Annotated in this window: 18 protein-coding genes; 9 read left to right on the plus strand and 9 right to left on the minus strand. The window is 36.7% G+C overall.

Features of this window, described 5'->3' with window-relative positions; translation table 11 throughout:
* Window positions 1-97: 97 nt before the first annotated feature.
* From LQV35_RS02025 to folD, 8 genes are read right to left on the minus strand one after another with little or no spacing between them, the layout of a single operon-like run.
* Complete coding sequence (locus tag LQV35_RS02025) at window positions 98-1,552, minus strand: leucyl aminopeptidase (RefSeq protein ID WP_230056198.1); 1,455 nt, start codon at window positions 1,550-1,552, stop codon at window positions 98-100.
* Complete coding sequence (locus LQV35_RS02030) at window positions 1,549-2,139, minus strand: DedA family protein (RefSeq protein ID WP_230056199.1); 591 nt, start codon at window positions 2,137-2,139, stop codon at window positions 1,549-1,551. The genes LQV35_RS02025 and LQV35_RS02030 overlap by 4 nt, the downstream gene beginning before the upstream one ends.
* Window positions 2,140-2,688: an adenine phosphoribosyltransferase gene (apt, locus tag LQV35_RS02035; RefSeq protein WP_230056200.1), complete on the minus strand. Its 549-nt coding sequence runs from the start codon at window positions 2,686-2,688 to the stop codon at window positions 2,140-2,142.
* 18 nt (window positions 2,689-2,706) lie between these two features.
* Window positions 2,707-3,039: a hypothetical protein gene (locus LQV35_RS02040; RefSeq protein WP_230056201.1), complete on the minus strand. Its 333-nt coding sequence runs from the start codon at window positions 3,037-3,039 to the stop codon at window positions 2,707-2,709.
* A gap of 2 nt (window positions 3,040-3,041) precedes the next feature.
* Window positions 3,042-3,485: a ribose 5-phosphate isomerase B gene (gene rpiB / locus LQV35_RS02045; RefSeq protein ID WP_230056202.1), complete on the minus strand. Its 444-nt coding sequence runs from the start codon at window positions 3,483-3,485 to the stop codon at window positions 3,042-3,044.
* 36 nt (window positions 3,486-3,521) lie between these two features.
* Window positions 3,522-4,166, minus strand: coding sequence for a site-2 protease family protein (locus LQV35_RS02050; protein WP_230056203.1), 645 nt, complete (start codon window positions 4,164-4,166; stop codon window positions 3,522-3,524).
* Window positions 4,153-5,013 carry a signal peptidase I gene (gene lepB / locus LQV35_RS02055; RefSeq protein WP_230056204.1) on the minus strand — a complete coding sequence of 287 codons (861 nt, stop codon included), beginning with the start codon at window positions 5,011-5,013 and terminating at the stop codon, window positions 4,153-4,155. The genes LQV35_RS02050 and lepB overlap by 14 nt, the downstream gene beginning before the upstream one ends.
* The gene (gene folD / locus LQV35_RS02060; RefSeq protein ID WP_230056205.1) at window positions 5,010-5,873 is read right to left on the minus strand and encodes a bifunctional methylenetetrahydrofolate dehydrogenase/methenyltetrahydrofolate cyclohydrolase FolD; all 864 of its coding nucleotides are present in this window, start codon (window positions 5,871-5,873) and stop codon (window positions 5,010-5,012) included. The genes lepB and folD overlap by 4 nt, the downstream gene beginning before the upstream one ends.
* 86 nt (window positions 5,874-5,959) lie before the next feature.
* Between folD and LQV35_RS02065 the strand changes: the two genes are divergently transcribed.
* From LQV35_RS02065 to LQV35_RS02100, 8 genes are read left to right on the plus strand one after another with little or no spacing between them, the layout of a single operon-like run.
* Window positions 5,960-6,331, plus strand: a complete 372-nt coding sequence (locus LQV35_RS02065) for a c-type cytochrome (RefSeq protein WP_230056206.1) — start codon at window positions 5,960-5,962, stop codon at window positions 6,329-6,331.
* Window positions 6,328-7,602: a glutamate-1-semialdehyde 2,1-aminomutase gene (gene hemL / locus LQV35_RS02070; RefSeq protein ID WP_230056207.1), complete on the plus strand. Its 1,275-nt coding sequence runs from the start codon at window positions 6,328-6,330 to the stop codon at window positions 7,600-7,602. The genes LQV35_RS02065 and hemL overlap by 4 nt, the downstream gene beginning before the upstream one ends.
* Window positions 7,603-7,611: 9 nt before the next feature.
* Window positions 7,612-7,881: an AtpZ/AtpI family protein gene (locus LQV35_RS02075; RefSeq protein ID WP_230056208.1), complete on the plus strand. Its 270-nt coding sequence runs from the start codon at window positions 7,612-7,614 to the stop codon at window positions 7,879-7,881.
* Window positions 7,882-8,358, plus strand: coding sequence for a hypothetical protein (locus tag LQV35_RS02080; protein WP_230056209.1), 477 nt, complete (start codon window positions 7,882-7,884; stop codon window positions 8,356-8,358).
* A 39-nt stretch (window positions 8,359-8,397) separates the two neighbouring features.
* Window positions 8,398-9,594 (plus strand): MFS transporter, encoded by a 1,197-nt coding sequence (locus LQV35_RS02085; RefSeq protein ID WP_418884438.1) that lies wholly within the window; start codon window positions 8,398-8,400, stop codon window positions 9,592-9,594.
* The gene (locus LQV35_RS02090) at window positions 9,581-11,260 is read left to right on the plus strand and encodes a flagellar hook-length control protein FliK (RefSeq protein ID WP_230056211.1); all 1,680 of its coding nucleotides are present in this window, start codon (window positions 9,581-9,583) and stop codon (window positions 11,258-11,260) included. The genes LQV35_RS02085 and LQV35_RS02090 overlap by 14 nt, the downstream gene beginning before the upstream one ends.
* A complete protein-coding gene (locus LQV35_RS02095) occupies window positions 11,260-11,541 on the plus strand; it encodes a FlhB-like flagellar biosynthesis protein (RefSeq protein ID WP_230056212.1) in 282 nt (93 codons plus the stop codon). The genes LQV35_RS02090 and LQV35_RS02095 overlap by 1 nt, the downstream gene beginning before the upstream one ends.
* A 57-nt stretch (window positions 11,542-11,598) precedes the next feature.
* Entirely contained in the window at window positions 11,599-12,384 is a 786-nt protein-coding gene (locus LQV35_RS02100; protein WP_230056213.1) for a hypothetical protein, read from the plus strand.
* A 22-nt stretch (window positions 12,385-12,406) separates the two neighbouring features.
* On the opposite strand, the gene rpsO is transcribed toward LQV35_RS02100, so the two are convergent.
* On the minus strand, window positions 12,407-12,679 hold the full coding sequence (gene rpsO / locus LQV35_RS02105; protein ID WP_230056214.1) for a 30S ribosomal protein S15: 273 nt from the start codon (window positions 12,677-12,679) through the stop codon (window positions 12,407-12,409).
* 162 nt (window positions 12,680-12,841) lie between these two features.
* Between rpsO and LQV35_RS02110 the strand changes: the two genes are divergently transcribed.
* Complete coding sequence (locus LQV35_RS02110; RefSeq protein ID WP_230056215.1) at window positions 12,842-13,240, plus strand: RrF2 family transcriptional regulator; 399 nt, start codon at window positions 12,842-12,844, stop codon at window positions 13,238-13,240.
* Window position 13,241: the final 1 nt, after the last annotated feature.

Here is a 13,241-nt window from a genome sequence, read left to right on the forward strand (position 1 = left end):
CTCCTTTTTGTATTCTTATTTTTTGTTTAAAGCATGGACAAGTGGTTAAGGTTACAAATAACCACTTTACCCCTGTAAGTTGTGCAAGCAAATTTGCCTATTTCTCTTCTTTCGCCAATGCTTGCAAATAGTATAAATTCATCCTAACACCAGCTCCACTTGCACCAGCTTGGTTATACCCCCATGCCTTTTCTATATAGGCTGGGCCCGCGATATCTTGGTGTATCCATTTGTCTTTATACTCATCTTTGATAAATTTATCTAAGAAAATTCCAGCCGTAATAGCTCCGCCGTATCTACTAGAAGCTGTGTTGCTAATGTCTGCGATTTGGCTTTTTACAAGCTCTTTTAGATATGGGTTAAACTCTAAAACCGTATTTAGCTCGCCACTTTTTGCTGATTTTGCTTTAAATTGTGCTTTTAGCTCTTCGTTGTTGCCCATTATTGCACTTGTGTATTCGCCAAGTCCGACCACGCAAGCACCAGTTAAAGTTGCCATATCTATAAGTAAGTCCGGTTTAAAATCTTGTGCGTAACTAAGACAGTCCGCTAGCACTAAGCGTCCTTCTGCGTCAGTGTTTCTTACCTCTATGCTTACGCCAGAGCGAGAGATCAAGACATCATCTGGCTTGTATGCGTTGCCGCCTATCATATTTTCAGTTGCACCCAATATAGCATGAATTTCAAATGGTAGCTCTAGCTCGCTAGCCCCTTTTATTATACCAAGAGCGGCCGCTGCACCACTTTTATCGGCTTTCATCGTAATCATATAATCAGCTGGCTTTAAGCTAAGCCCGCCACTATCATAAGTAAGCCCCTTACCTACAAACACGATACGCTTTTTGGGTGATTTTGGTTTGTATGTTAGGTGTATCAGCCTTGGTGGATGGATAGAGGCTCGATTTACTGCCAAAAATGCACCCATTTTTTCTTTTGCTAAAAATTTCTCATCATGCACTTTGCAAGTTACATTTTTTAGCTCTTTTGCAAGATTTTGGGCGTCTTGTGCCATTTTTAGCGGAGTGTAAATTTCTGGAATTTCATTTACTATATCTTTTGTAAAATTTGTTGCATTTGCCATGATTTGACCGTGTAAAAATCCATCCTTGGCATCATCTGGACGGATTTTTTCGCCATTAAACTCATCTGAGCTAAAAATCACCTCTTTTAAACTATAAGTTTCTTTTTTTTCTTTGTATTTACTAAACTCATATCCTCCAAGTAACATCCCTTCAACTATCGCATGAAAGCTTAGTTTTTGGCATTTTACTACATATGAGTTAAGTTTTATGCTTTTTATATTTAGTGCTTTTATAGCATTATATGCCTTTGCACTAGCTATCCTAAGCTCGTCATATCCAAGCTTGCTAAGTGGGACATAAACTCTTTTGCTTTCGCTTAAAAGCAAAACTCCGTCACCTTTATAGTTTGTAAATTTAAATGTCTTTTCGTCTTTGATAAATTTATGCTTTAAATTTTTATCAACTACAAAAATAAGCTCTAAATCAGCCTTTATATCGTCTATCTTTTTATCAACTATGCTAAATTTCATCTATTTTTCTTTTTCCTTTCGTTTAATATCTTGTTTTCAATATGCTTAAACCCATATAAAATACTTCCTAAAAACATCAAAACCACTGGCACTGCGATATACCAATGCTCTTTTGCATATTTTAAGACCTCTAAAATTTTATCTCCCAAATACCAAGCAGGTATTATAGTGATGGCTGCCCAACACCAAGCTGATATTAGGTTTATAAAGGCAAATTTTTTAGAACTATATCGCGTTACACCTATGCTCATCGGTATAACAGTGCGAAAGCCATACATATAGCGTTGCACGAAGATTATCGGCCAGCCATACTTTTTAAGCAACATATGAGCAATAGCAAATTTTCGTCTTTGTGAGTGAAGTTTTGTTGTGATATAGTTTTTGTTGTATCTGCCTATGTAAAAATACACCTGATCTCCCGCAAAGCCGCCAAGCCCAGCGATAAATATCGCAAGCCCTAGATTCATATCTCCTGAGTGAGAGAGTATTCCGCCCATGATAAGTGCCATCTCTCCCTCCATCATACACCAGATAAAAAGTATGATGTAGCCGTATTCTTTTAGAAGTCCTATGAAAAACTCTTCCACCTAGACCTCCAACACGCTATAAATTTTAGTCAGCTTTGCTATCTCGCTCTCGCCTTTTAGCTCTTTCAAATTTATTATAAAACACGCCTCAACGCAGTTTGCATTTGCCTGTTTTATAAGCTCGACAGACGCTTTTGCTGTGCCACCAGTTGCTATTAGGTCATCTATTAAAAGTACCTTTGCTTCTTTTTTGCCACAAAACGCATCAATATGCATCTGTACTTCATCTACGCCGTATTCAAGGGTGTATTTTTGTGAGATTGTGATATATGGCAGTTTTTTTGGTTTGCGTATAGGAACAAAGCCGATGTTTAGCCTAGCTGCAAGAGCTGCTCCAAAAATAAATCCGCGACTTTCGATACCCACTATATGATCAAGCCCGTAGCTTTCATAGCGTTTTTGCAAGTGATCGATAAGAAATTTAAACGCTTCTTTGTTGTTTAAAAGTGTAGTTATATCTCTAAAAATAATGCCTGGCTTTGGAAAGTCATGAACCGAGCGTATCGTATCAAGCAGATAATCTTGCTCTTTTTTGTCTAAAACTATCATATTTTTCCTTGTCTAAATTTATAGCAATGCTTCAATCTTGCCTTCAAGCTCACGGATACGACCACGCAGTTTATCATTTTCTAATCGGTATTGAGAATTTCTTGTGCGTAGTGAAGTTACATCGTTTTTGCTTTTTGTAAGCTCTTCAGTTAAGATGTCTATATTGCCTAGACTGCGTTGAATTTGAATTTGTAGTTTGCGGATGACTACTTCTGTGTCTTGAAGGTTATGTTTCATATAATCTTTAGTCGTTCGCTCTTTTTTTAGTAAAGTTTTAAAATAAAAAACCATAACCACAAGATATATACAAATGCACGCAAGTATCGTGATAAAGAGCCAGTCGCCAAACATATCTATCCTTTTGTTTCTATCTTTTTTACTCTGTTTTCGTGTCTGCCGCCAGCAAATTGTGTTGTAAAAAATGCTTTTAACATCTCTTTTGCTAGGTCAAGATCAATAACTCTTGCTCCAAATGCTATGACATTTGCGTCATTGTGCTCTCTTGCAAGTATCGCTGTATCTACATTATGACAGAGTGCAGCACGCACACCTTCGTGGCGATTTGCAGCTATGGAAATTCCAATGCCTGTACCACATATCAAAACGCCGTAGGTTTTATCATCTATTTTTTTAGCAAGCGAGTGTGCAAAATCTGGATAATCAACACTAGTTTTTGCGTCATTTGCACCAAGGTCAATTATTTGAAAGTCAAATTTTGCCCTTAAATACTCCTTGATTTGCTCTTTCATCTCAAAACCAGCATGGTCAGAGGCTATTAAAATCGTATCAATTTTCATAAAAACTCTCTTATAAAATTTTTAAAATTATACACACTATAATGTCACAAGTAGCTTAAATACGCTATGTATAGGCGCAAAAACATATTGAGAAATAGGGCTTATAATAACAACTATCAAAACCACCATACCCCAGCGCTCAGCAGAATAAAGCTTGTCGGCTAAATTTTTAAGACCAAGCATGCAAAGTATGTATATAACGGCTTTAAATCCATCAAGTGGCGGAAATGGGTAGAGATTAAAAAGCCCTAAAAATAAATTTACACTAAATAGCAAAAATATAAACTGTACACTAAGTTCATTAAAATGGCTTGCAAAATTTTTAAGTAAAAATAAAAATAAAATTGCCAAAAAGATATTATAAAAAATGCCCGCAAGTGCCACAAATACATCAGCTTTGTATCCGCCATTTCTAAGCACAACTGACATATTTACAGGAACTGGCTTTGCCCATCCAAAGCAAAATCCAGTTGTAAAATATAGCAAAGCAGGAACAAGTATCGTTCCTATCGGATCGACATGCTTTATGGGGTTTGGACTTAGTCTGCCAAGGTTTTTTGCTGTGCTATCACCAAATTTAAAGGCTACCCAGCCATGCATTATCTCATGACCAACTATAGCGATGATAAGTGCGGCTAGCAAAAGTAGGGCAAAAATGGGATCAAAGTTAGTAAAGTCCATCAACCTCTTCCTCTTTTATCGCCAAATCCACTATCTCGTCGTTATTTTCTACGCTATCTATAAATCTACCTATGCGTTCCCAGCGAATTTTATAGTCGTTATCCCAGCTAAAATATATAAACCATGGTTTTCCAACGATATGTTTGTATTCAACAGTGCCCCAAAATCGACTATCGTTTGAGTGATCGCGGTTATCCCCCATCATAAAAAACTCATCTTGTGGGACTTTAAAATAAAATGCGTTAAAGTCATAGTTTGGATGAGATTTTAGCTCGCTTAGAAAAAGCGGTTTCATGGCTAGCTTATTTTGATTAAGAGCATACACCATTATATCAAACATCGCTACCTTTTTATCATAATGAACACCCCTGTGTTTATATGGCTCATGCACAAAGAGTTTGCCATTTAGGGTGACGATCTCTTCGGGCTTAAAATTTGCTTTTATGTATTCATCACCTTCATAATGATGCAAAAATACATTTTTTTCAGTTACTATTATCTCATCTCCACCAACTGCAAATAGTCTTTTTACAAAATGTACCTTATCATCTTGAGGGCTTCTAAAAACTACTATATCATCGCGCTTTGGCATATCTCCGTTTATAAGATGATCGTTGCCTTGAAAATCAGGCAAAACACGCATTTCTATCCAAGGAATTCGTGGCACAGGTGTGCCATAGCTAAATTTTTTTACAAAAAGATAGTCGCCTATTAAAAGTGTGTTTTTCATTGAGCCAGACGGGATAACAAAGGCTTGGGCGACGAAAAATATCACAAATGCAACGATGATTATCGTTCCAGTCCAGCTGGCACTAAAGCTATAAAGTCTGGCTAGAAATTTTCTCATATTTTTAAACCTAGCCTATTAGCTCGCTCTTTAGCTGACTTTAGTGTGTTTGAAAGTAGCATGGCAATAGTCATCGGACCAACTCCGCCTGGCACTGGCGTGATAAAGCTTGCTTTTTGTTTAACTGCTTGAAAATCAACATCGCCCACAAGCCTGCCATCATCTAAGCGGTTTATGCCTACATCTATGACGATAGCATTTTCTTTTACCATGTCAGCGGTTATGAAATTTGGCTTACCAATGGCTGCGACTAAAAGATCAGCGCCTTTGCAAATTTCAGCTAAATTTTTTGTCCTAGAGTGGGTTATGGTTACGGTGGCATTAGCGTTTAGGAGTAAATTTGCCATAGGCTTTCCAACGATATTACTTCGTCCTACAACAACAGCATTTAGCCCGCTTAAGTCTATGCCGTACTCTTTGAGCATTACCATTACACCAAGTGGTGTGCAAGGCACAAAGGCATCAAGTCCGCTAGCTAGCTTTCCAACATTTAGAGCGTGAAAACCATCAACATCTTTGTCTGCTCTTATAGCTTTTAAAATTTTATCCGTATCAATATGCTTTGGTAGCGGCAACTGGACTAAAATGCCATCTACACTGTCATCTAAATTTAGTACATTTATGAGCGCTAAAAGCTCACTTTCGCTTGTATTTTCGCCTAATCGGTGCATTATAGAGTTTATATTTGCGCTAATACATGCCTTTTCTTTTGAAGCTACATATGTCTGACTGGCTTTATCTTCACCAACTAAAATAACTGCAAGACCAGGCTTTATGCCGGCTTGTATAAGTGAATCAGTCTCCTTTTTTATCTGCTCTTTTACCTTTGCGCTTAATGTTTTTCCGTCAATTATTTGCATAATTCATCCTTCGTTAAAAGCTATTTTAATTACAAAAATAGTATCATACCCAAAATTTATTTAAAATTTGAAAAACATGGAGAAAAATGCGGGCTATTTTTTTACTCATTTTGCCTTTTTTGATGTTTGGAGCTGATTTTATAACCAAAAAAGAGCACGCAAGCATGCTTTATAAAAACCCACGCGGCATAGGCTGTAACAAATGCCACGGAGAAAATGGTGAAGGGCTTTTAATATCAAAATACAAAGATAAAAATAAAAAAACTAAAGAAATCATAGACAAAGAGCTTGTCTCGCCACCTATAAATAATCTTACTATTGAGCGGTTTAAAAATGGACTAGAAAATCCAAAAAGCGTTATGCCAAGCTATTTCTTAACAGATGAAGAGATAGTTTTACTTTATGATTATGTTAGTAGTTTAAAAGATAAAAAACCAAAAAAAGGAGCTAAAAAATGACAAATAAAGATGCATTTGCCCAAGCAAAAAAATTTATACCAGGTGGAGTAAATTCGCCAGTTCGCGCTTTTGGTAGCGTGGGCGCTGAGCCAGTGATTATACAAAAAGCACAAGGGGCTTATCTTTTTGATGTTGAGGGTAAAAAATATCTTGATTTTATTCAAAGCTGGGGACCTCTTATCTTTGGGCATTGCGATAAGGATATTGAAGATGCCGTTATACAGGCTGTTAAAAATGGTCTTAGTTATGGAGCGCCTTGTGAAAATGAGACAAATTTAGCGCGTTTGATTTGCGAAAAATTTGATGTTATTAAAAAGGTTCGTTTTGTAAGCTCTGGTACGGAAGCAACGATGAGCGCGATAAGAGTAGCTCGTGGATATGCAAAGAAGGACGGACTTATAAAATTTGAAGGTTGTTATCACGGACACTCTGATGCGCTTTTGGTTAAGGCTGGAAGTGGTGCAACAACTTATGGCAATGCCTCAAGTGCTGGTGTGCCTGCTGATGTTGTAAAAAATACACATTTGGCAATTTATAACGATATAAAAAGTGTTGAAGAAATTTTTAAAAATCATGAAATAGGCGCAGTTATTATCGAGCCTATCGCTGGAAACATGGGCTTTGTTCCAGCTGATGAGAGCTTTTTGGCTGGACTTAGAAAACTTTGTGATGATAATGGTGCCGTACTTATATTTGATGAGGTTATGAGTGGCTTTAGGGCTTCGGCTACGGGAGCGATGGGAATTTATAGTGTTAAGCCAGACATGATAACTTTTGGTAAGGTTATTGGCGGAGGCATGCCTGTGGCGGCATTTGGTGGTCGTTGTGATATAATGGACTGCTTAAGTCCAGATGGAGCAGTATATCAAGCTGGAACACTTAGCGGAAATCCCGTTGCTATGGCTGCTGGACTAGCTTCGCTTACAAAGATAAATAACACTCCAGAGCTTTATGCAAAGCTTGAAAAATTTGCAAAAAGGCTAATGCAAGGCTTTAGTAATGCTGCGCAAAAAAATAATATAGCCTTTCAAACGGATGTTCGTGGCTCTATGTTTGGGTACTTTTTTACTAGCAAACCAGTTAAAAACTATGCGGACGCACTTACAAGTGATACAAAAATGTTTGCAAAATTTCACAATGCTATGTTAAAACGCGGAGTTTACCTTGCTCCAAGTCAGTTTGAAACAGGGTTTATTTGCGATGCGATGAGTGAAGAAGATATAGAATTTGCGATAAAAATGGCAGAACAAAGCTTTGATGAGATAGCATAAAGGTCAGACATGGCAAAGGTAAAACAAGTAGTTGATGCGGCTGAGTATTTAAGTCTAGGAATTTCCATAGTTGTTGCTGTTGCACTTGGTGTAGGACTTGGCTTTTGGTTAAAGAGCATTACTGGCTGGACTGCTATGATATTTGTAGGACTTGCCTTTGGTATTGCTGCGGCTTGCTTAAATGTTTATAAAGCATACAAACACCAAGTAAAAAGTCTTGATGAGTTAAAAGATGAAAACCGCTATAAAAAGGGTGATTTTAATGATGAAGATGACTAAGTGCTAAAAAAACTGTCTTTTATCTACTCTATTTTTTGGTTATTTTTACTTTGCGTTGGACTTTTTGTTTCGCAAAAATTTATGCTTAGCTCGCAGGTGGCATTTTTTAGCTCGCTTGCCGTTGTCGCGGCTAGTTTTTATAGCTATAAAAAAAGCGTTTTATCTAGGCTTGATGATGAGGAATTTATGCAAAGTGTTAAGCAAAATGATGAAGATGACGATATACAAAAAAGTGATGTTGAAAATTTTAGCCTTAAAGATGAAAAAGATCGCCTAAAAAAGCAAAAAATAAGCTTAAAAGACATGAACCTAACTACCGCTTTTGTCCCTTACAGACTTATGGCGTATGCTTTAGTTTTGTTAGGTTTTTTGGTTTTGCAGCGTCAAGAAAGTCTTGATATTTTTGGCTTTTTAATTGGCTTGTCTGGTATGCCTTTTGGTGCATTAATGCTTAGTCTTTGGCAAGAAAAAATTTAGGAAGATGATTTGGGAAATAGTAAAAGAACGATAAAAACTATGGGATCGCTATTTTTTAGTATCTCGCTAATGTTTATTGGTAATGGACTTGTGGTTAGCTCTTGTTCTACTTTGTTAAAGCAAATGGATGTTGGGGAGATTGAGATAGGGCTTATTAACGCTTGTTTTTTTGTGGGCGCTATCATTAGTACGATCTATTCAAACAACATTATATCAAAGTCAGGGCATATACGGGCATTTGGCATATTTACAGCGCTTTTTGGCGTAAGCGCAATGCTTCATAATCTAAGTTCAAATTTATACTTTTGGGCTATTTTGCGTACAATGCTTGGATTTTGCTACTACGGGCTTTTGGTTATTACTGAAAGTTGGCTAAATGAACGAGCCAAAAATGCAAATCGTTCAAGGATACTGGCATTTTACGAATGTGTATTTTATATCAGCTTTGCGATGGGTATTTTGATACTTGCCCTAAATTTAAAGGTTGATGAAATTTTTATCGTTAGTGCCGCTTTTATTATGCTTTCAAGCATACCTTTAAACATTATCCGTATTAACCCACCAAAAATTCCGCCTAAACAAAAAGTCAGTATCCCTAAAATTTTCTCTATAGTTCCGCTTGCTCTAGCTGGTAGCGTTGTTGCCGGCATACTTATAAATGGCTTTTTTGGTATGGCTGGACTTTTTATACTGCTTCAAGATTTTACTCCAAAAGAGGTTTCATTTTTTATGACATCTGCAATGTGTGGGGGATTTATGTCGCAGTTTTTTTTAGGTTCTATATCTGATAAGATAGGCCGCAGACCAGCTATCATGATAGCTTGCTCTGTTTCTTTGGTGGCTTCTATTTTATTTTTATTTGCAGGCAGAAATATAAATTTCCTTTATCTGCTCTCATTTTTCTTGGGAAGTGGCGTTTTTTGTCTTTATGCGCTCTCTCTTGCTAGGGCAAACGATGTCTTAGAAGAGCGAAGCACTGAGGCAGTAAATGTGGGTAGAGCATTACTTTTTAGCTACTCTTTTGGCTCGCTTGTCTCATCTATAATCATGGGTGTGGTTATAAAATTTTTAGGTTCAGATGGTTTTATATATGTTTATATCGTGCTTTTGATAGCGCTTCTTGCATTTGCAGCCACTCAGCGAACCATACCAGTTGAGCATAGAACTACTTATGAGCCACATGTTATGCGAACGCCTGCGATAGTAAAAGAGGGTCTAGAAGATGGCGATAGCTAATGTAAGCTCGCAACAAATTTCACAAAGCGGCATTCAGCCAAACCAAAATACACAGGTAAGACCCCAGCAAGGCGGACTTTTTAAAAACCAGCCGCAGCCAGCACAACCCCAAAGTACAGGCGAACAGCGCGGGAAAGAGGCTCTTGATAGTATTGATAGGCTGCTTAACCGTGTTATGGATGAGCTTAATAAATCAGACGCCCTTAATAAAACAGCAAAGATTATCGAGCAAGCTAGAGATACCAAGATAACGCCAAATTTAGCTAAGGATCTACAGGGGCTTTCGGCGATGCTTGATGCAGATACTGAGATCATGCAAAACCCAACCTTAAAAGAGCTTGCGTTAAAGCTAAAGGAGTTTTTAAGACCCATAGCCGATTTAAAAGCAGCCACTTTAAATGACCAGATAAAAAGCTCAGGCATTATGCTAGAGGCAAATTTAAAAGAGGCTCTAAGTGCTCAAAAGCTTCCATCATCGGTGCAAAAACTGCTTTCTGACATAAAAAATTTGTCAAACCAAGCTCTTTTAAATGAGATAGTAAATTTGGCAAATGACGAAACTCTTGATACAAAAGGCTCTTTTTCTAAGCTAAACTCTATACTTGCTGACGCTAAAGCCCAAAGTGTAGCTACGCTAAATTCATCACCCATAAAAGGGCTTTTGAGTGGGTTAAGTAAACTTGATGATATGGCTAAATTTCTTGATAAGCAAAGTTTTAATATAGCCGAAAAAGGTGCAAATTTAAGTGGCGAGAGCATAAAGTCACAGATGTCAAAAATAGGCGAAACGATAAAAAGCTTAATCTCTGGCATGGAGCGTTTTAGTAGTGAAAGACTAAACCAAAGTACGGCATTTAGTTCAAATTTAAGAGAATTTGCAAAGATCTCAAAGGAAATTTTAGGCACTATTGATGGGTTTGATAAGATAGGCAGTCAAATGGAACTTGTAAAAACTTACACAGCCGCAACCCAAGGTGAAGGCAGTTTACAAGACAAGCTACAAAGTGCAGCTAGAAGACTAAGCCAGAGCCTAAATTTTATAGATCAAACAGCCACTAATGCAAAGACAAATTTAGATGAACTAAAAACTATCATAAAACAGCTTCATGTAGCTTCAAATGACGGTTCTAAGGTTGAAAACAAAAGTAGTGCCGATATAGCAAAAACACTAAGTAATGACATGAAAAGTACGCTTTTAAGCTTGCAAGATAAAAGTGCTGGACTTAATAATTCACAACAAATAAGCCAGATGGCTTCAAAAATGATAAGCCAAATAGAACTACATCAAATAGTCTCAAGTCTAAGTGGTGGTGTACAAACTTATCTACCCTATGTTTGGGATGATGTTGATAATGCAAAGGTGGCTTTTAAGCGTGGCAAAAAAGATAAGTACTATGCTCAAATCGATCTAAATTTTAAAAATTTTGGACAGATAAATGTGATGACAACTCTCAGCGAAAAGCGCTATATAGATATCACGATAGCTACACAAAGAAATGAGTTTAAATCACTCATAACTGAAAATCAAAAGGAGCTAAAGCAAGCGATAAATTCGGTTGGGCTTATGGTTAGTGGATTTAGTATAAAAACTATGCCAAAAGATGAGATAAAGCAGCGTTTTAAGGACTTTAGCGGACTTGAGATGGGCTATGATGTGAGGGCTTGATGCCAAAGATAAATCCACAAATTCCTCCAAAGAAAAAAGCTGTAGCGCTTGGATACAACAAAAGTAAAGATAATGCCCCAAAAGTCCTAGCCAGCGGTTCTGGAGAGGTTGCTAATAACATTATGCGGCTTGCTAGAGAGCACGATATACCAATAAAAGAGGATCCGGATCTAGTTGAGATTTTAAGTAAAGTTGAGGTAAATCAAGAGATTCCGCCTAATCTCTATAAAGCTGTGGCTGAAATTTTTAGCTTTCTTTATAAGATGACAAGCAAAAAATAGCTAAAACAAATATAAATTTAGCCGATATACTCCAAAGAGTATTATAAAGGAGCTATGATGATAAACGCCACAAGCTCATCAAATACATTTTTGTACGAGTTAAATGTAAAAAAGGGACGCTTGGATAATCTTATAAAACATATTGACGAGCAAAATGAAAAACTAGCAAATGAGCCATCAAATGTTATAAATCAAAGCATTGATAAATTTCAAAGCAAAAGTAGATTAAAAGATGATGCCAAAGGGCTTTTATCGCTTAGTGGATATACTCCAAGCCTAAAAGTTAGCATATGGGGTAAGTTAAACGGTCTTGATACTTCTATAAGTAAAACTCGCCAAAAAGAGCTTAGGGATTTTATAGAAAGTACACAAATTTTAGGACTTACTGGAGATTACAAGCTTAACAAATCCATAAAAGCAAAAGTTATGAGCATTGATGAGTATATAAAAGTACACAAAAAGCATGAAGGCGTGGCAAGATATGAAGATAGCGAGCTTTATAATATGCTTGATATGTATTCAGATATTAATGAATTTAAGCAAAAATGGCTTGAATTTTCTACAAGAAGGCATAATGATTTAAGGGCAAGCGAAGAGCTGGCAAACTATGTAGCTCCAGCTTCAATAGCAGATGTTGGCTCAAGCGACCCACAGTTGGCTAGGAGGTTGATGATGGATAAGCAACCAAAGAGCGAAATAATAACTTACGAGCTTGAAAAAGATCCAAATTTTGCTTTTTTAAAAGATAAAATCGATCAAATAGATGAAAAAATAGGTCTTGAAATTTTAGGAGATACTGAAAAACTTATAGCTCAAAAGAAAAAGCTAGATATGTATGTATAAAAAGGGGCAAAAGCCCCAAAAATTACTTGTCGCGGATACCAAGCTCAGCAATAAGCTTTGTATAAGCTGTATAGTTTTTGTTTTTAAAATATTTTAGCAGTCTTTTTCTTTGACCAACTAGCTTTAAAAGACCTAGTCTTGATGAGAAGTCTTTTTGAAATATTTTAAGGTGCTCTGTAAGCTCAGTAATACGAGCTGTAAGTAGTGCTATTTGCACCTCTGGCGATCCAGTATCACCATCTTTTCTAGCGAATTTCGCAACTATTTCTGCTTTTTTAGCCGAATCCAAAGCCATTTTAGACCTCCTGATTGGTAGATTGATTTAAAAAGGGCGATTATATCATAAAAAACATAAAATTAGCTAAAATGGCTAAAAAAATAAAAACTATTGATTTTAATGAAAAATGCAGTAAAAATTTAATAAAATATAGGACTTAATAAAAACCAAGGAGCAAATGTGCTTTTTACAAAAGCAAGCGAATACGCCCTAATATCGCTCATCTTTATCTCGCAGCGTAAAGAACCAGTTGATGTAGATACCCTTTCAAGCGAGCTAAACATTTCAAAGAGCTTTTTAGCAAAAATTTTACAATCCCTAGCAAAAGATAAAATTTTAAAATCTTTTAAAGGCGCAAATGGTGGGTTTATGCTCATGCAGGCGGCTGAAAATATAAGTGTAAAAACCATTATCGAAAGCGTTGAAAAGCGTCCGACTAGCGTTTTTGAGTGCTCAAATTCTATGCTTGACTGTGATAAAGCAGCAAACTGCCAAATTTGGTCGATGTTTAACAGCCTACAACAAAAGGTTGATGAGGTGCTTGAAGGCATTAGTCTAGCTGATATTATCAAGAGATAAA

It is taken from the genome of Campylobacter suis (assembly GCF_905120475.1).
GTDB classification, from domain to species: Bacteria; Campylobacterota; Campylobacteria; order Campylobacterales; family Campylobacteraceae; genus Campylobacter_A; species Campylobacter_A suis.

Excerpts from the sequence above, each read along its gene's own strand:
- LQV35_RS02025 (WP_230056198.1), bottom strand. The coding sequence starts at position 1,552 with ATGAAATTTAGCATAGTTGATAAAAAGATAGACGATATAAAGGCTGAT.
- apt (WP_230056200.1), bottom strand. The coding sequence starts at position 2,688 with ATGATAGTTTTAGACAAAAAAGAGCAAGATTATCTGCTTGATACGATA.
- LQV35_RS02040 (WP_230056201.1), bottom strand. The coding sequence starts at position 3,039 with ATGTTTGGCGACTGGCTCTTTATCACGATACTTGCGTGCATTTGTATA.
- rpiB (WP_230056202.1), bottom strand. The coding sequence starts at position 3,485 with ATGAAAATTGATACGATTTTAATAGCCTCTGACCATGCTGGTTTTGAG.
- LQV35_RS02050 (WP_230056203.1), bottom strand. The coding sequence starts at position 4,166 with ATGGACTTTACTAACTTTGATCCCATTTTTGCCCTACTTTTGCTAGCC.
- lepB (WP_230056204.1), bottom strand. The coding sequence starts at position 5,013 with ATGAGAAAATTTCTAGCCAGACTTTATAGCTTTAGTGCCAGCTGGACT.
- folD (WP_230056205.1), bottom strand. The coding sequence starts at position 5,873 with ATGCAAATAATTGACGGAAAAACATTAAGCGCAAAGGTAAAAGAGCAG.
- LQV35_RS02065 (WP_230056206.1), top strand. The coding sequence starts at position 5,960 with ATGCGGGCTATTTTTTTACTCATTTTGCCTTTTTTGATGTTTGGAGCT.
- hemL (WP_230056207.1), top strand. The coding sequence starts at position 6,328 with ATGACAAATAAAGATGCATTTGCCCAAGCAAAAAAATTTATACCAGGT.
- LQV35_RS02075 (WP_230056208.1), top strand. The coding sequence starts at position 7,612 with ATGGCAAAGGTAAAACAAGTAGTTGATGCGGCTGAGTATTTAAGTCTA.
- LQV35_RS02085 (WP_418884438.1), top strand. The coding sequence starts at position 8,398 with ATGGGATCGCTATTTTTTAGTATCTCGCTAATGTTTATTGGTAATGGA.
- LQV35_RS02090 (WP_230056211.1), top strand. The coding sequence starts at position 9,581 with ATGGCGATAGCTAATGTAAGCTCGCAACAAATTTCACAAAGCGGCATT.
- LQV35_RS02095 (WP_230056212.1), top strand. The coding sequence starts at position 11,260 with ATGCCAAAGATAAATCCACAAATTCCTCCAAAGAAAAAAGCTGTAGCG.
- LQV35_RS02100 (WP_230056213.1), top strand. The coding sequence starts at position 11,599 with ATGATAAACGCCACAAGCTCATCAAATACATTTTTGTACGAGTTAAAT.
- rpsO (WP_230056214.1), bottom strand. The coding sequence starts at position 12,679 with ATGGCTTTGGATTCGGCTAAAAAAGCAGAAATAGTTGCGAAATTCGCT.